Origin of the sequence: Paenibacillus sp. PAMC21692, from assembly GCF_014303795.1 — a bacterium.
GTDB classification, from domain to species: Bacteria; Bacillota; Bacilli; order Paenibacillales; family Paenibacillaceae; genus Pristimantibacillus; species Pristimantibacillus agaridevorans.
Genome location: NZ_CP060293.1, coordinates 6,823,607 through 6,839,783, shown reverse-complemented (window position 1 = coordinate 6,839,783; position 16,177 = coordinate 6,823,607). Strand labels below are relative to the sequence as shown.

The 16,177-nt window shown below is 52.0% G+C and carries 14 protein-coding genes; 11 read left to right on the top strand and 3 right to left on the bottom strand.

Annotation, left to right across the window (positions count from 1 at the left end; translation table 11 throughout):
* The first annotated feature begins 10 nt into the window (after positions 1–10).
* From H7F31_RS27815 to H7F31_RS27795, 5 genes are all read left to right on the top strand, one after another.
* Positions 11–658 (top strand): nitroreductase family protein, encoded by a 648-nt coding sequence (locus tag H7F31_RS27815; protein ID WP_087566058.1) that lies wholly within the window; start codon positions 11–13, stop codon positions 656–658.
* A 26-nt stretch (positions 659–684) separates the two neighbouring features.
* Positions 685–867 carry a YezD family protein gene (locus H7F31_RS27810; protein WP_087566059.1) on the top strand — a complete coding sequence of 61 codons (183 nt, stop codon included), beginning with the start codon at positions 685–687 and terminating at the stop codon, positions 865–867.
* Positions 864–2,492 (top strand): FAD-dependent oxidoreductase, encoded by a 1,629-nt coding sequence (locus H7F31_RS27805; protein ID WP_187101442.1) that lies wholly within the window; start codon positions 864–866, stop codon positions 2,490–2,492. Before H7F31_RS27810 ends, H7F31_RS27805 begins: the two co-directional genes overlap by 4 nt.
* Positions 2,489–2,839, top strand: a complete 351-nt coding sequence (locus H7F31_RS27800) for a 4Fe-4S dicluster domain-containing protein (RefSeq protein WP_187101441.1) — start codon at positions 2,489–2,491, stop codon at positions 2,837–2,839. Before H7F31_RS27805 ends, H7F31_RS27800 begins: the two co-directional genes overlap by 4 nt.
* A gap of 150 nt (positions 2,840–2,989) precedes the next feature.
* On the top strand, positions 2,990–4,330 hold the full coding sequence (locus H7F31_RS27795) for an ABC transporter substrate-binding protein (protein WP_187101440.1): 1,341 nt from the start codon (positions 2,990–2,992) through the stop codon (positions 4,328–4,330).
* A gap of 106 nt (positions 4,331–4,436) precedes the next feature.
* Here the strand turns inward: H7F31_RS27795 and H7F31_RS27790 are convergent, their stop codons facing one another.
* Genes H7F31_RS27790 through H7F31_RS27780 form a run of 3 tightly spaced genes read right to left on the bottom strand, consistent with a single transcriptional unit; the run spans position 4,437 to position 7,863 of the window.
* Positions 4,437–6,041 carry an FAD-dependent oxidoreductase gene (locus H7F31_RS27790; protein WP_187101439.1) on the bottom strand — a complete coding sequence of 535 codons (1,605 nt, stop codon included), beginning with the start codon at positions 6,039–6,041 and terminating at the stop codon, positions 4,437–4,439.
* A gap of 20 nt (positions 6,042–6,061) precedes the next feature.
* Positions 6,062–7,480, bottom strand: a complete 1,419-nt coding sequence (locus H7F31_RS27785) for an ABC transporter substrate-binding protein (protein WP_187101438.1) — start codon at positions 7,478–7,480, stop codon at positions 6,062–6,064.
* Positions 7,481–7,509: 29 nt separating this feature from the next.
* Positions 7,510–7,863, bottom strand: coding sequence for a 4Fe-4S dicluster domain-containing protein (locus tag H7F31_RS27780; RefSeq protein ID WP_187101437.1), 354 nt, complete (start codon positions 7,861–7,863; stop codon positions 7,510–7,512).
* A gap of 410 nt (positions 7,864–8,273) precedes the next feature.
* Between H7F31_RS27780 and H7F31_RS27775 the strand changes: the two genes are divergently transcribed.
* The 6 genes from H7F31_RS27775 to H7F31_RS27750 all read left to right on the top strand — a co-directional run bounded on the left by H7F31_RS27775 (position 8,274) and on the right by H7F31_RS27750 (position 15,969).
* Positions 8,274–9,077: an alpha/beta hydrolase family protein gene (locus H7F31_RS27775; protein WP_187101436.1), complete on the top strand. Its 804-nt coding sequence runs from the start codon at positions 8,274–8,276 to the stop codon at positions 9,075–9,077.
* Positions 9,078–9,513: 436 nt separating this feature from the next.
* Positions 9,514–10,533 carry a LacI family DNA-binding transcriptional regulator gene (locus tag H7F31_RS27770; protein WP_187101435.1) on the top strand — a complete coding sequence of 340 codons (1,020 nt, stop codon included), beginning with the start codon at positions 9,514–9,516 and terminating at the stop codon, positions 10,531–10,533.
* 4 nt (positions 10,534–10,537) lie between these two features.
* The gene (locus H7F31_RS27765) at positions 10,538–11,353 is read left to right on the top strand and encodes an AAC(3) family N-acetyltransferase (protein ID WP_187101434.1); all 816 of its coding nucleotides are present in this window, start codon (positions 10,538–10,540) and stop codon (positions 11,351–11,353) included.
* A 31-nt stretch (positions 11,354–11,384) separates the two neighbouring features.
* Complete coding sequence (locus H7F31_RS27760; protein WP_187101433.1) at positions 11,385–12,281, top strand: amidohydrolase family protein; 897 nt, start codon at positions 11,385–11,387, stop codon at positions 12,279–12,281.
* A 90-nt stretch (positions 12,282–12,371) separates the two neighbouring features.
* Complete coding sequence (locus tag H7F31_RS27755) at positions 12,372–15,002, top strand: glycoside hydrolase family 20 zincin-like fold domain-containing protein (RefSeq protein ID WP_187101432.1); 2,631 nt, start codon at positions 12,372–12,374, stop codon at positions 15,000–15,002.
* A gap of 31 nt (positions 15,003–15,033) precedes the next feature.
* A complete protein-coding gene (locus H7F31_RS27750; RefSeq protein WP_187101431.1) occupies positions 15,034–15,969 on the top strand; it encodes an AraC family transcriptional regulator in 936 nt (311 codons plus the stop codon).
* The last annotated feature ends 208 nt before the right edge of the window (positions 15,970–16,177 follow it).

Here is a 16,177-nt window from a genome sequence, read left to right as displayed (position 1 = left end):
AGAGTGAAGCATGAGTATATCCGCCAACCCATTGGAAGGTTACGCATCATTATCCGAACTTGCCTATAACGCCGAGGTCGCCGAGGCGCGCCGGCCCGATCATCCGGTACATCCGCTTATTCTTAACCGCTGGTCTCCGCGATCGTACGAGGATCGCTCTATTAGCGACGAAGTGCTGTTCACGGTGCTTGAAGCTGCCCGCTGGGCGCCTTCTTCCGGCAATGTACAGCCTTGGCGATTTTATGTAGCCCGGACGGCCGAGGAGCATGCCGCATTCGACAAGTTCCTGAAGCCGCGCAACCGTCAGTGGGCTACAAAGGCGCCCGTATTGCTGCTGCTTGCATCCGTCAAGGTCCGGGACAACGGAGATCCGAACGGCGCACATGCCTTTGACGCCGGCGCGGCATGGGCTACGCTGGCCTTTCAGGCCAGATTGCTGGGATTGTCTACCAGAGCCATCGGAGGGTTTGATCACGATATCGCCAGAGAGACGTTGCAGACGTCTGATGATCTTGCGCTGCATGCGGTAATCGCGCTTGGTTACAAGGGGGAAGCGGGCAGCCTGGACGATGCCTTTCGCGAGCAGGAGAAACCGAACGGAAGGCGTCCCTTGGCCGACAGCATCCTTCCGGTGAAGACGGATGGACTAATCGATTAATTCCAATGCGAGAGGGGAGAACGTGGATGGGACGTTCAGTAGAAGTGACGGATGAGTGGTTGAAAAAAATATTGGAGCAAGTGCAAGGTCTTGCTTACGGCGTGGTGCAAATAACGGTGCATGACGGACAAATCGTCCAGATCGACCGGACGGAGCGCAGCAGATTCGATGTTCCCAAATCGCAGGTCGGCGGAACGAGAAGGAAGTGAGCGGCCGCGAAGGAGAGACGTTAACCGCCGACGTGCTGGTTATCGGCGGCGGTCCTGCAGGCGCATGGGCGGCATGGAGCGCGGCTTCGCACGGCGCCAAAACGATTCTGGCGGACAAGGGATATCTGGGAACGAGCGGTGCGACGGCGCCAGGCGGCACGAACTTCCTGTACGTGGAGCCGGACGAGAGAAAGCGGGAGCAGGCGGTGGAAGAGCGGCTTGCATCGGGCGGTTTTCTCTCCGAGGGGCCATGGATCTATCGATTGATGGAGCAGGCGTATATCAATATACAGCTGGTGGAGAAGTGGGGCTATCGTTTCCCGCTGGACGATAACGGCAACTTATACAAGGCGCATATGCAAGGGCCGGAGTACATGGAGTTAATGCGGAGGGTTGTTCGGAGAGCCGGCGTTCGAATTCTGGATCAACACCCGGCGCTGGAGCTGCTTGCCGACGAGCACGGTGTAGGAGGAGCTCGCGGCGTCAACCGGCTGAACGGCCGTTCCTGGGAAGTGCGGGCAAACGCAGTCATTATCGCGACCGGCGGCTGCGCGTTCCTTAGCAAAGGGCTGGGCTGCAATGTTCAGACCGGCGACGGACAGTTAATGGCAGCCGAGCTTGGCGTGGAGATGTCAGGCATGGAGTTCAGCCGGCAGTACGCGACCACGGCAGCGTTCGGCACGATTACGCGCAACCGTCTGCTGGGATTCGCGTCCTTCTACGACGAGGAGGGTCGGATCATTCACGAGGGCGGCCCGCGCGGAGACCATTTTTTTGCGGTGCAGCTCGACAAGGGTCCGGTGTACGCCATGCTTACCCAGGCCGACACGCAAGAGAAAAGGGATATTCTGAGAGCTTCCACGCCCCTGTGGTTCGTCCCGTTCGATCGTGCGGGCATCGACCCCTTCACCCAGAAGTTCCCGATTGCGATGAGATACGAGGGGACGATTCGCGGAACCGGAGGCATTCGGATTACGGGCGAGGATTGTTCGACGACGGTTCAAGGTCTGTATGCCGCCGGCGATGCGGCTTCGCGGGAGAAGACGGCGGGAGCGCGCTCCGGCGGAGGCGCCTATAACGCTTCGTGGGCGATTGCGTCGGGAACCTGGTCGGGCCAAGGGGCAGCGGAATACGCGCTGGAGCAAGCCAAGGAAGCGCGACAGCGCAATCTGCAGGCTGCAGGCAGGCATGGACTTGCCCATACCGCATCCGCAACCGTCGAAATTCCGGTTCGCGAGGTGATTGAGCGCGTGCAGCGGGAGATGTTTCCGCTTCGCATTAATTACTTCCGGAGCGAGCCGGTGTTGAAGGCGTCCTTGGAGAGGCTGAATCTACTATGGCCGCTCGTGCAAGGAGAAGTCGGGCCTACCGCGACCAATCGCGTGCAGTCCCGGGAAGCAGCCGCGCTGGTCGCGAATGCCAGATGGATGTATACCGCCGCTCTGCTTAGAAAGGAAACAAGGGGGATGCATACGATGCAGGAATACCCTGAGCTGGACGACCGGTTGAATCACCGGTTGTTATTGTCCGGGACCGATACCATCACGTTTCGCGCGGAGCAAGTTCCCGGGCATCAAGGCCGTCATATCCCGCCGGTCATCGTAAAGGAGCGGCAATCCGTATGATCGAGCTGGTGAGCGAGGACCGCTGCATTCAATGCGGGTTATGCGTGAAAGTATGTCCAACGAACGTCTTCGACAGCGATGATTCAGGCTTGCCGGTCATTGCCAGGCAGGAGGACTGCCAGACCTGCTTTATGTGCGAAGCCCATTGTCCCGCCGACGCGCTTTATGTTGCCCATCATGCCGACGAGAAGGTGGAAGTGAACGAACAAGATTTGATCGAGCGCGGTCTGCTTGGCAGTTGGCGGGCCGTGATCGGATTCGGCAGCGGCGGCAAAGTATCGATGGCTGCAGCGGATACGACGCCTATTCTAAGAAGGATGAGGTCCGGGATCGGCAGAGCGCAATGAACGGACAATGAAAGAGTCATGCTGCAATTGCATAGCGAGAAATGGATCACGACCGTGTAAACGGAGGAGATAGGCGTACCTTGACGGGACGCTGTCTCCTTTTTTTATTCAATTAAAACCAACTATAATTATATGAAAAGGTGGATATGTATGAAGCGATCATGGATTGGATTAATCGTGTTGACGTTATTCGTCGTATCGGCATGCGCTTCCGGAACAGGCGGCAAGACGGCCGCAGGAAGCACGAACGAAGACGCTCCGGTCTCTGCATCGCCGACAGAGAAAGCAACCGAGACCACGCAGGAGGAAATCGAGCTGACGATATTCAAATACGGCGGAGTTACCTTGACGAACACGGAGGTCGAGACGTATTTCAAGCCGGTGGAGAAAAAATTTCCTCACATCAAGATCAAGCTTCTCGACATTCCGGAGGGCGATCCCATTGAACCGCTTATAACGGCGGGGACGATTCCCGATCTTATATTCGGCGGCGGTTACGCGGAGTTGAAGGAAAAGGATCTGATCGCGGATCTCGCGCCATTAAAGGAAAAGTACGGATACGATGAAAGCCGGTTGAAACCGGAAGTCGTCAGCGCGATCAATCAGTCCTCCGAAGGCAATCAATTCCCGTTCTCGATCAACTTGCCCGTCTTGTACGTCAATAAAGACATCTTCGATCGATTCAACGAACCGTATATTAATGAAGTAAAAACATGGGACGAGATTATCGGAATAGCTAGCCGCTTGACCAGGTCCGAAGGAGGCGTTCAATATGTCGGCATCGATCTCTCTCCTACGCGGCTAGGTAGCGGCTTGTCGCTCGATATTATCGACCCGGTCACGGGGCAAGCTGCGGTAACTAACGAGCAATGGACCAAGGTTTTTAAGACGCTGGAGCAGCTGTATGCCATTCCGGGATTCGTGCAAGGGGAGGATTACCGTCACGACGACAAGGATGACGTGTTCTACGCGGATCAGAATTTGGCGCTCTATACTCACAACCTGGCCCAGCTTGTCGGTCCGCTGGAGGAGCTTCGGCAGCAGGGGGTCACGCTTAATTGGGATTTCGCGCCGCATCCGAACTTCGAAGAAGCGCTCGGCACCAGCGTGGAGATTAACGTGCATCGATTCGCGATAACGAAAGGCGGTCAATATCAGGACGAGGCTTATCAGGTCTTGAACGAATTGTTGTCCGATGAAGTACAACGGCTCGTCAGCCGGAACGGCCGCGTCTCCGTACTAAATAATCCGGAGCTTGAGCTGGAATACGGCGCGGATATTGAAGTGCTGAAAGGAAAGACGATCGAAAATATTTTCAAAGCCGACCCGCGCGAGTTGAATGCGGAAAATGCGAACGAACGCAAAATTACAAAATACATCGGCGAAGCCGCGGCGGATCTCGCCATTCGCGGCGTGGATGTCAACACGGCGCTTCGCACGGCGGCAGACAAAATAAACAAAGACCTGGAGACGCTGGGAAAGACGAAGTAGCGAATGAGCGGGGGGAGTGGGAAGACTAAAAGATGCAGGGAGATCGTAAGACGCAGGGATGATGCCTGCGTCTTTTTTTGTAACAAACTGAGTTCTTGATTCGCGTTTAGACAGGTACTTTGTCATATCGCACGGAGATGTGATCCAGCCCCCATAGGGCGATGCGGTGCAGCTGCGAGGGATCTTGCTCGGGATATTCGGCAAGCGTATGCATGGCCCGAGTCTCCTTTCGCTGAAGGGAGGCGGTGTGCATCCATCGCGCGGTAGCCGTCATGGCCGCGATCTCTCGCGCTCTAATTCGCTGCTGGAAGCCCTCGTAACCGGCGGCGCTGCCGGCGATCGGCCATAACGCGTTCAGACGTTGCAACGATTCCCGAATAGTCGACTCCCGGCGGAAGTAGTTGATCTTGAGCGATACTTCGTGCTGAACCGCTTTAAGGAGCTCGGCGTTATTCGGACGCTGGATGTCTGCGATCGCGGCGGCTTCGCTGTCGCCGCTGCCCGACTTGGGCTGCAGTCCGAATCGGCCTACGGGCCGCAGATTGCGTTGACCTGCGTGGCCAGGCTGCGCCGCCGCGTAAGCAGCCGCCGCCTCGCCGGACCATGTGCCCGAGCATATGGCCCACGAAGCGTTGAATGCCCCGCCCCCGGACATGCCGCCCATCAGTCGCTCGCGCGAAGCCGCGTCTCCCGCTGCATACAGGCCGGCAACCGTAGTCGAACAATCTTCGCCGACGAGCCGAATGCCTCCCGTGCCGCGGACGGTTCCTTCTCCCCTGACCGTAAGCGGGAACTTCTGCGTGAACACGTCGATGCCGGCCCGATCGTAAGGAAGGAAGAAGATCGCGTGTGATCTTCTTAGAATGGCTTGCTTCTCCGGGGTGTCGGCTTTGTTGAGCATGGCATAGACCGTCCGGCCTTCGCTAACCGCCTTGTGCAGAATTTGGCCGCGGTTGCCGTCCGAATTGAGCACGTTGCCGGCCTCGTCGTAATACGTCGCCCAACCGAGCAATCGTCCGCGCGTGACGGTGCCGAACGCCGCGCTTGGCGCATAGGCTCGGCTGAATTCCATACCGGACAGCTCCGCGCCAAGCTCGGAGGCCATCAATAATCCGTCGCCCGTAAGCACGTTGCAGCCGAGTCCCTTGCTCAGGAAGGCGCATCCGCCGGTGGCGACGACGACGGCGTTCGCTCTGACCTCCCAGTCGGTCCCGTCCGGCCGGCATACGCCTCGGGCTCCGCCGACCCCGTGCTCATCCGCCAGCAGCTCGAGCGCCGGATGCTGATCGAGTACCTTGACCCCGGCTTTCAGAACGACCTTTCGCATCAAATTCATATATTCGAGTCCCTGCAGATGCCCGCGCTGCGGAACGCCATGCTCGTCGCGCACGAACGGGTAGCCCCATTGCTCAATGCGCTCCAGATTGATATAGACCTGATCCAATACGCGATAAGTCCATGAGCGCTCGGACAAATAACCTCCGCCGACGTATCGTTGCTCCACGGCTTTGTCTCTCAATTCCCGATCGGGCGGCAAATAAAGCAGATTCGTGCCCCCGGGTGCGGTCGCGCCGCTTGTCCCCAAATACCCTTTGTCCGCAAGTACGACTTTCGCGCCTTGGGAGGCAGCGCTCCACGCCGCCCAAGCGGCCGCGGGGCCGCCTCCCAGCACGAGAACGTCCGTGGTCAATTTACGTCCCAGTTCGCTCATGTTTTCCTCTCCTCTCTGCATTAAGGTTTCGTAATCTTTAACGTTTCCAAGTCTTTGCGAATGGCCTCTTCGGCCGCTCGGATCGCCGTATTGACGTCGGTTCCTTTGAGCGCGATATCCGCGAACGCTTGTGTTACATGTTTGGAGATATCACCCTCCAAACGGTGTTGATCCAAAACGGGAGGCGTCGTTTTGAATATATTTTCGATCTTCTTGCCCTTCAGCACCTCGATATCGGCGCCGAACTCCTTCTCCAGCTCCGGATTGTCGATGGCGGGCACACGGCCGTTTCGGGACAGAATCCGCTGCACGTCGTCCGACAAAATATGGGCGAGCACCTGGAACGCCTCGTCCTTGTGCTTGCTGACGCTGGAGATGGATACCGAATGCACGTTGGCGACTTTGCCCTGCCCCAGATTATCCTCGAAGTTCGGGATTGGAGCCAGATCCCAGTTCAATGGCTTGCCTTGGGCGCGAAGCTCTTCCAGAGGGCCGATCAGATTAGCGAGCAGCGTCGGTCGAATGGCAAGATTCTGATCGACGATAAAGGAGTCACGGTCATATTGATATTGTTCGCCTTGGACGAACCCGGGGAGCTGCGCGTTCTTCTGCACGGTCTCGAACACCCGCCGCCATTGCTCGGATTGAAGCGTCGGCTCGCCGCTCTCCGGATCAAGAGCGAAGATGCCATAACTTCCTTGCAGAGTGGCAGGGCCGTTGTTCAGATCGGTGCCGACGTAGTTGACGCCGCCATCGGAACGCGTCAGCTTCTGGGAGATGTCGAGCAAGGCATCCCATGTGATCTGTTCATCGGGCAGATAGGCAACGCCGAATTTGTCGAAGATGTCCTTGTTATAAAATAGCGCGGCGACGTTGGATGAGAAGGGGAGCGTGAACAGTTCTCCCTCCTTGGAGAAATTCAGGACGGAGTCCAGCAATACCGGCTTTAGCCGCTCGGTATCGAACCCGTGTTTCTCCGCCAGGGGAGTCAGGTCGGCGAATACGCCAAGCTCCTGGAACGTATAGTAGGATCCGCTAGTCTGATAGATAATGTCTGGCACATCGTTCGAGGTTAATACCTCGGCCGGCTTTACCCCATCGGCGGGAACAATCTTCTCGAGCGTAATATGCGGGAATTTTTCCTTGGTCGGTTCTTCGAAAAATAATTTGAATTCCGTATCGGTCAGCGTTCCGCCGCCGACGTAAAATTTGAGCGTAACGGGCTCCGGCGCGGCTTCGGTAACGGGAGCTTCCGAAGCTTTTGTCTCGCTTGGCTGATCCGTTGCCTTGCCCCTGCAGTGGATGACGGAGCGTTGTCGGATCCGCTCCCGCAAGCCGATAAAGCGAATGCGGATATAAGTGCCATAGTTAGCGCGGTTGTCTTTGATTTTCTTTTCATGGGTAATACCCCTCTCTTCATATGGGAATTGAAATCTCAAGTTTGTCGCTCCAAGAACGAACAAGCCGGTCAATATGTCCGTTGCTGCGGACGCGGCGGAAGAATACGATTAATGAATTCGGTAGAATCAATAGACGCCAGCTTGGTGCGGCCGGGTCCCCATCCTATCGTTGCGCGCCAGCTTCCCAGAACTCCCGAAGCGGCAAGCTCGGCTTCGTCTACCGATACGGGAGTATCGGCGTAGGGCGCAACGTACAGCGCATCGGCGGGACAATGGGCTTCGCAGACGAAGCAAGTCTGACAATCCTCTTGGCGCGCGATAACGGGAAGGCCGCTATCGTCGGCATCGAACACGAAGGTCGGACACACCTTGACGCATATCCCGCAGGTAATGCATTTCTCCTCGCTAACCAGCTCGATCAATTTCCTTTCTGCCTCCTTTGTGCGTATAAGGGTATGCATGGTGTATGACGCCACTACAGGCTTAGGCGCAAATAAAAAAAGATGCGCTACGACTGTAGGCATCTCCGCTCAAACGGTTGATAGGCAAACCGATATACATTATTCATATTAGTTTACTTGGATATATCGGTATCATACATTCCCATTCTGATGAGGTCAAGAACAAATTATAAGGGTAGGCCTAAGGGGAAAAATGTGGGAAGAGACGGGTTGACAAAGGAAAAGCATGCTGATAGCATATTATCAAATAACCAAGTAATATAATTGGTATTGTTGTAATTGAAAATGGAATTGACCGTTCAAACGGAGGTTGTCTTGCCAGCAAGACGAAACTTCTGTTTTTTTTATTTTAAGAAGAGGAGCGAGGAGAAATGTCGAAGCAAGCGATTGCATCTGAAACATTCGAAATTGGGTTGGGCGAAGGATTGAAAGTAAGAGGGCGAGTTAGGACAATTCCGGACGGCGTCCGCAAACCCGTCGTGGTCGTTGCCCACGGATTCAGAGGTTTCCAGGATTGGGCGTTCTGGCCGGAAGTCGCCGAGAGGTTGGCCGGTCTGGGGTATTACGCCGTAAGCTTCGACTTCTCCCGGATTACGGCGAAAGAAGAGGGGCTTGACGAAACGCAGGTAGCGGAAGCGAGCACCGTAAGCCAAGAATTAAGGGATCTTGAGGCGCTGCTGGGAGAAATCAAGAATGAAGGGCTGCCGCTGCGAGAGGAGGCGGATGCCGGGAAGGTTGCGCTGCTCGGCCACAGCCGGTCGGGCGGCAGCAGCATTATCCATGCCGGCGAACATCCCGAAGCGGTGTCGGCGGTTATTGTATGGAACGGCGGCGCTTCACCCGTCAACGTTTCCACGGATCCCGATCTAACGGCCGTTCAGCGCGCAGTAGCACTGGATCAGGAGAAGAATTCGGAACGTTTCAAAGTGACGAACCATTTTGTCGGTCTGAAGCAGCCTGCTCTTATCGTGCAAGGAGATGCCGACAGCCAGCGGCTGCTCGACTTCGTGGAGCGGCTGAAAGAGCTGGCTCCGGGACAGAAGTACGTGTCCATTCCAGGCGCCAACCATACGTTTGGCGTGACGCATCCGTACGAAGGGGCGACGGAGCAGCTGAACGCCGCATTCGAGGAAACGGCTGCTTTCCTGAACGAATGGTTGGGCAAAGCCGTATAATTCAGAGTAAAGGCAACGCAAATAACCTCCATCCGGCGACAACGGGGATGGGGGCTATTTGACGTTTACATTAAGAATAGATAAGAAATAGGCAATATAATTCACCAAGAAGCTGCGGAGAAGGTTGTTCGATTAGAAGCAGGGTAATTCCATGCAAAATGGTATTGACAAAGAAAATCTCGATCATGTAATATTCAAGTTGAGAGAACGTTTGTGCAACTTGAATCACCTAATCTGTTCTCGCTGAACAAATCGCTTTTGAGAAAGCGATTACAAACCACGCTGAAGCAAGTCGAAATTCAATAGAGAATTATTATTTATTAAGTGATGAAAACGCTATCAGCAGTATTCCAATTGTTTTGATCAAAAACATCTCATCGGTATCTTTTTTTTATGAATTTTGCGAGAACGTTTTCTCAAAAAGGTAGGGATTTTCTTGTCAGTCCAGCTTAAAGATGTCGCCAAGCATTTGAACATTTCCATTTCCACCGTCTCCAGAGTGCTGAACAATACAGGAAGAGTAAACAAGGATACGAGGGAACGCATCCTGAAGGCGGTTAAGGAATTAGGCTACCAGCCAAACGAAATCGCCCGCAGCCTGAAGCGCAAAAGCGCGAACATCCTTGGCGTTATCGTGCCCGATCTTTCGAACCGCTTTTATGCAAAAGTCATTAAGGGCGTCGAGAAGATCGCCAGAGAAAATGATCATTCCGTTATCGTCTGCAACAGCGACGAGGATATTCAGAAGGAAGAGGAGTACGTTCAGCTTCTTCTTCAAAAACAGGTAACCGGTCTGGTAGTCGCCACAGTCGGCGGAAACATGGAATTGTTCGAGCAATACAATAAGTCGGGAATTCCTTTCGTATTCATCGATAATTTGCCGCAAACGCAAGATGATTTCGACGTTGTCACGATCGATAACGTGAAAGCCGGCTACAATCTGGCCAAACATCTGATCGATCAAGGCCACGAGAAGCTGGCGATCATTACAGGTCCGCAAAATCAATCGACGGCTGCGGAACGTCTGCAGGGCTTTCGTAAATCCTTGGAAGAAAGCGGCTTTCCGGTTCGCGACCAATGGATCGGAATCGGCGAGTTCAAGCGGGAAAGCGGCTATACGATCATGAAAGACTGGCTTCTGCAGGATGAGCTTCCAACGGCGATATTCGCCGCGAATGATTATCTGCTTTACGGCGCGATAGAAGCGATTATGGAAAAAGGTTTAAGCGTGCCTCACGACATCGCGGCCGCCTGCTTCGATGCGAGCGACGACACCGGCCTCGTCAAGCCGCAAATTACTTCGATCATCCAGCCGGCCTATAAGATCGGATCAATAGCCGCCGAAATCATTATGCGGAAAGAGAAAAAAAAGGATCTCAAAATGTTTGAAAAAGTTGTGCTGGAACCGACGCTGATCATTAACGAGTCCAGCCAGAATTTCATAAGGAAGAGGTAGGGATATGAGTTCCGAATTGATGCCTCGAGTTTCCAAAGCGGATATCGTCCGCGCTTTTCAAGAAGTTGGCCTTGTCCCGTCAGATATTGTTATCATTCACTCTTCGCTGAGAAGCTTCGGCCAAGTGGCCGGCGGCTCCCTTAGCGTCATCGATGCCATAAAAGAAGCGGTAACGGAAAGCGGAACCGTCGTGTTTCCGACGCTTGTGCAGCAGGACTTCGCCAATGCTTATCGCAATTGGAATATCCATACGTCACCTTCCGATGTTGGACACATTAGCGAAACATTCCGACTGCTTCCTGACAGTATCCGAAGCGATCAGGCGACGCATTCGGTTGCCGCATGGGGGAGCAATGCCGCCGAGATTACCGGCGAGCATTCCGCCTATGGTCCGCGAATGGGCGTTTTCGGAGACTATTGTTTCTCCTATTCGTCACCGTGGCAGAAGATGTATGTACATAAAGCGAAAATTGTCTTTATCGGCATTGATACGGTGTACAATACGTTCAAGCATTTTGCAGAATATGCGCTTGTGGAGCATTACTGCAGCTCGATCGACGATCCCGGAAAGAAGTGCATAGCCATGTCGAAGGTAGCGAGGCATAACGTTCCGGGAGTATGGCCGTTCCATGATGCCGTCAAGACGCAAGCGATGCTGGACAAACTTGGCCTCATTCGTTATGCCCGGTGTGGCAATTCGCTGTTCACGAGCATCAAGGCCGACGAGTATGTCGACAATGTACTGGCGGCATTTAAGGAAAATCCGGGTCAATGGTTCAACGACGAATTTCTTGCATGGTTGAAGAATGATGTTTTATAGCTTGTAAAACGAATGCTCAAGGAGGAATTTTATGTTTATCGACATTCATGCCCATGCTTACCGAAAGCCGGTGCCTTTCGTCGTCGAGTTCTGCACGGCGGAGGAACTGATTCAGCGCTATGACGAGCTCGGAATTGAGAAGGGGGTACTGCTCCCGATCGTCAGTCCCGAAATCTATTTCCCGCAAGCAAACGAGGACATTCTGGACATGGCCGAAAAATATCCCGACAGGTTCATCCCGTACTGCAACATCGATCCGCGCATCTTAACCAATTCGGCTGATGCGCCGCTCGACAGCGTTCTTTCCTACTATAAGGAGAAGGGCTGCAAGGGGATTGGGGAGATCATGATTAATGTGCCGTTGATGGATCCGCTGGTGCAAAATCTGTTCCGGCATGCAGAGCGGGTAGGGCTCCCGGTCGTATTTGACGGTTCCGATCAGAAGACAGGCGATTTCGGCTTATATGACGATCCAGGCTTGCCGCAGCTCGAGCATACGCTGCAAAGATTTCCCGACTTGATCATGTTCGGGCATGGGCCGGTGTTCTGGGCGGAAATTGGCCGACTTCGGACCCCGGGAGAACGCTCGTATATTTTCGACTTGAAAGGCGGGCAAGTGGGAAGAGTGCCTAGCGGACCGATCGAGGAAGAAGGTGTCGTACCCATTCTGTTCCGCAGGTATCCGAATTTGTACGGCGACTTATCCGATTTTACGGCTCATAACGCAATTGCTCGCGATCCCGAATATGGCCCGAAGTTTCTGACCGAATTCCAGGACCGGTTATTTTTCGGAACCGATATTTGTACGAAGACGATGCCTGTGCCTTTGGTGGATACGCTGATTCAATGGCGCGATACGAAAAAAATAAGCGAAACCGTATTTAACAAGATTTCCCGAGAGAATGCCGTGAAGTTTTTCGGATTGTAATATCTCTTGAATAATCCTCAACAAAATCAAATATTTGTTGGGGGTTATTTCATTGTTGATTATATTGATGTGAGGGGAGCAAATTGAACCATGATACATGAATTTGAAGCAAATCCGCAAATGATTCCGATCCCGCTTCCACATTTTCCAACGCGCATGCAGGCAGTCATTTGGAGAAATTACGGCTTGGTGCCTACGGAACGCATCGCCGTTGTACTGGGAGCAACCGTTCATCAAATCGAAGAAGCGGCCGGTCATATGGGACTGAAGGTGCCTCAGAATGTAGATTCACAGTGGCTCTCCAGGGGTTACATCACGATCATACGGGCCAATTGGCATTTGCTTACATACGAGCAGATCTTAATCCTTCTGGATTGGACTGAGGAAAAGCTGGAATTCACGCTAAAAGAGGATGACTTTTTGTGGGTAAAGCTGGGCTATTTAAAGCCGTTTGTAACGCCTTTACGCTACAAGCCTTTAAGCCCCCAAGAGAAGAAGCTCACTCTTGAGTGGAAACAGCGTGTGTCGGAAACTTTCGATCCCATTGAGCAACAACTTGATTCTACTTTTCAGGAGAAGCCGTTTGATTTCTTGGAACGATTCAAGCAGCCTGATTTGCCAAGGATTTCTCCAAGAAGGGGGCCGCTGGCAAGCGAAGTCAGACTGGATGTGCCATGGACGATTCAGATTCTTCATGACGAGAACAAGGGTGAAGGCAATATAAATATCTACGCGCAGCGATTTGTCGACAAGCATGCAAAGCTTTGGGGAGTCGAGTGGTCTGTTGCAGCCTCGCATACGGAGAGTCCGGTTCTTCAATTAAAGCTTGATTCTGCCGCTCAATTAGCGAAGGAAAGCTATACGCTCATCGTTTCGGACGATGAAATTGTCCTTCAGGCGTCCGATGAAGACGGTATAATGCGCGGTCTGCAATGGATCGAGCAAACGATCCAAAAGTCGGAGTTGCCTTACTTTGAGAAGGGACAATATGAGCGGACCAACAAGTTCGATCTCCGCTATATTTATTCCTATAGCGCGGTGTATGGCGATCCGTTGCTCGAGACGGAGTTGGATCCTTACCCGGATGAACAGTTGGAGCGTTTATCGGAAGTAGGCGTAAACGGGATTTGGATGCAGAGCGTTCTTTATCAGCTCGCTCCTTGGCGGGCGGCTCCGGAGCTGTCGGTCAATTGGGAACAAAGGATAGAAGGACTAAGGAAGTTGGTTGAAAAAGCGTTGAAATACGGTATTCGCGTTTATCTGTATTTCAATGAACCACGCTCCATGCCGCTTTCCTATTTCAAGAATAAACCAGATTGGAAAGGGCATGAGGAGGAAGGTTATGCCGCGCTATGCACATCCGTTCCGGAGGTGCAAGCTATTCTGAGCGAATCTGTGTCCGCCTTATTCAGAGAGGTTCCCGGACTTGGCGGTATATTCGCTATAACGATGTCTGAGAACTTGACGAACTGCTACTCGAAAGCTTATGGCGGCAAGACGAATTGTCCGCGCTGCAGCAAGCGCAGTCCGAGCGCCGTTATTTCAGAAGTCATCCATTTGGTAGCTAATGCCGTCGCCAAGGAAGCTCCTGCTGCCCGGGTGCTTTGCTACACATGGGCATGGACCGCATCTCTGGGTTGGGACGATAATGAGATATTGTCGGCGATTAAGCAGTTGCCAAGCAATGTTACGATTCTCTCCGTCAGCGAGGATGAAAAAGAAACGAATATTGGGAACACACCAGGCAAAGTAATCGATTATTCCATTTCTGTTGTCGGTCCGAGCGAAAAAACAGCGCGTGTCTGGCAGATGGCAAAGGATAACGGATTAAAGACGGCGGCAAAGGTGCAATTCAATAATTCATGGGAGCTGTCGGCTGTTCCTTACTTGCCGGTATTTCAATTGATTGAAGAGCATCTACGGCGGTTGAATGCATCGGGGGTAAGCGGGCTAATGCTAAGCTGGACGCTGGGCGGCTATCCTTCCCTCACATTGAGACTAGCCGCGGAGCATTATTGGTCAGCGGAGGGTGATCAAGCGAGAGGCATTGACGAATTGCTCGAGGATCAATTTGGAACCGCCACAGGAAAAATAATTACGCAGGCATCTCTTGCTTTCAGCGAAGCGTTCCGGCAATTTCCGTTTGATGTCTCAGTGCTTTATTTGGCGCCTCAAAATATAGGGCCGGCGAATCTGCTTTATATGGAACCTACTAACTATAAAGCTACGATGGTAGGCATTCCTTATGATGATCTTGATCGGTGGCGTGCGCAATATTCGGAAACCGTGTTTGCCAATCAGTTCAAAAAGCTGTCAACCGGCTGGAAAAAAGGATTGAAGCTGCTCGATAAGGCAAGGAAGCATATTACAGCTAGCACCGAAGCGGATTTCGACGATTTGTACCGGATTGCCAGCGCCTCTTACTTGCATTTCTACAGCGCTTACATGCAAATTTTATTCGTGAAAAACAGGAAACGCTATCTTGCCGCAACCGACTGGGAAAAGAAATCTAAGCTTGGCGTCGTTCTTATCGATATCGCCCAAACGGAATTAGATAATGCGTTGGCGTTGTATGCACTGGTTAAACAGGATTCGCGAATCGGCTTCGAGGCGTCCAATCATTATTTTTATACAGCCCAGGATTTGAAGGAAAAGGCAATGAACTGCCATTATGTGCTCGAACAGCTTATGAGTGAGGGGAAAATAGCTCAGAGTCATTAACAATTGAAATCTATACGTAAGAGGTGTTTGTATGCGATTCAAGCAACTCGATAAAGAGGAATATCAGGGTATAGAAATGTATACAATCGACCAGAATGGCCATGGCGATTATCCGTTCTTTATCCAGCAAGTGTCTTATGACATGCATTATTACGTCCCTCATTATGTTCCGCACAGACACGATTATTTCCAAATTTATTATGTTTCGCAAGGCAAACTGAAGCACCTCATAAATAATAAAGAATATGAATTAATTAAAGGAGATTTGTTCGTTATCCCTCCCTATGTCCCTCACAGCATTGCCGCGTATGAGAAAGTGAACTACGAGGCAATCGAGCTCGAGTTCAAGCCGGAATTGATCAATCAAAGCTTCGCAAGCGAAGCGGAGTTGCAATCGTTTATGGATTTTATGTATATTCAGCCATTTATGGTTAACGAGAGCAAGGTAAGGCCAAGGTTCAATCTTGCCGATAAAATTGAGACGGATGTAGAAAGCATTATGAATGAATTAATTTGCGAATTAAGCAGGAAAGAGCCAGGGTTTGAACTCATATTCAAATCCTTGATTTTGCGATTGCTTGCCCTTGTCGGCAGAGTCATGGCACACGAATATAATGCTTCGGAGAAGAATCTGCTTGTCAATCGGCACAAGGAATCCATACTGAAGGCCATCAAGTATTTAGAGGAGCATTATTCGGAGAAAATCTACCTGAAAGACGTTGTAAAAGTTGCATTGCTTTCTCACACTGCTTTTTGCACTGCTTTCAAAAGTGTGACAAACAAGTCGTTTACCAGATATTTAAATGAGTTGAGAGTATCTAAAGCCAAGGAATATTTGAAAAAGCCGGATGTCAAAATTATTGACGTATCCAGTAAGGCCGGGTTTGACAATGTCGTTCACTTTAATAGAACATTTAAACAACTCATGTACATGACTCCCAAAGAGTATAGGGAAGATAACCGCTAGTTATATGATTTACAGCTCCTCCTATTGTCCACAGCTCTATGTCTGTGGATTTTTTTTGCTCATTTTTACCCCTGTATAGTTTCCGGTTGTCCCCGATGAAATGTACATTTTGTTAACCCTGATAAACGATAGGTTAAGAATTGATGGCGCAAAGCTTGTAAAATACTGTATTAAGGGAACTAAATATGAGAGCGGAGGGAACAACAAC

Excerpts from the sequence above, each read along its gene's own strand:
- H7F31_RS27815 (WP_087566058.1), top strand. The coding sequence starts at position 11 with ATGAGTATATCCGCCAACCCATTGGAAGGTTACGCATCATTATCCGAA.
- H7F31_RS27810 (WP_087566059.1), top strand. The coding sequence starts at position 685 with ATGGGACGTTCAGTAGAAGTGACGGATGAGTGGTTGAAAAAAATATTG.
- H7F31_RS27800 (WP_187101441.1), top strand. The coding sequence starts at position 2,489 with ATGATCGAGCTGGTGAGCGAGGACCGCTGCATTCAATGCGGGTTATGC.
- H7F31_RS27795 (WP_187101440.1), top strand. The coding sequence starts at position 2,990 with ATGAAGCGATCATGGATTGGATTAATCGTGTTGACGTTATTCGTCGTA.
- H7F31_RS27790 (WP_187101439.1), bottom strand. The coding sequence starts at position 6,041 with ATGAGCGAACTGGGACGTAAATTGACCACGGACGTTCTCGTGCTGGGA.
- H7F31_RS27775 (WP_187101436.1), top strand. The coding sequence starts at position 8,274 with ATGTCGAAGCAAGCGATTGCATCTGAAACATTCGAAATTGGGTTGGGC.
- H7F31_RS27765 (WP_187101434.1), top strand. The coding sequence starts at position 10,538 with ATGAGTTCCGAATTGATGCCTCGAGTTTCCAAAGCGGATATCGTCCGC.
- H7F31_RS27760 (WP_187101433.1), top strand. The coding sequence starts at position 11,385 with ATGTTTATCGACATTCATGCCCATGCTTACCGAAAGCCGGTGCCTTTC.
- H7F31_RS27755 (WP_187101432.1), top strand. The coding sequence starts at position 12,372 with ATGATACATGAATTTGAAGCAAATCCGCAAATGATTCCGATCCCGCTT.
- H7F31_RS27750 (WP_187101431.1), top strand. The coding sequence starts at position 15,034 with ATGCGATTCAAGCAACTCGATAAAGAGGAATATCAGGGTATAGAAATG.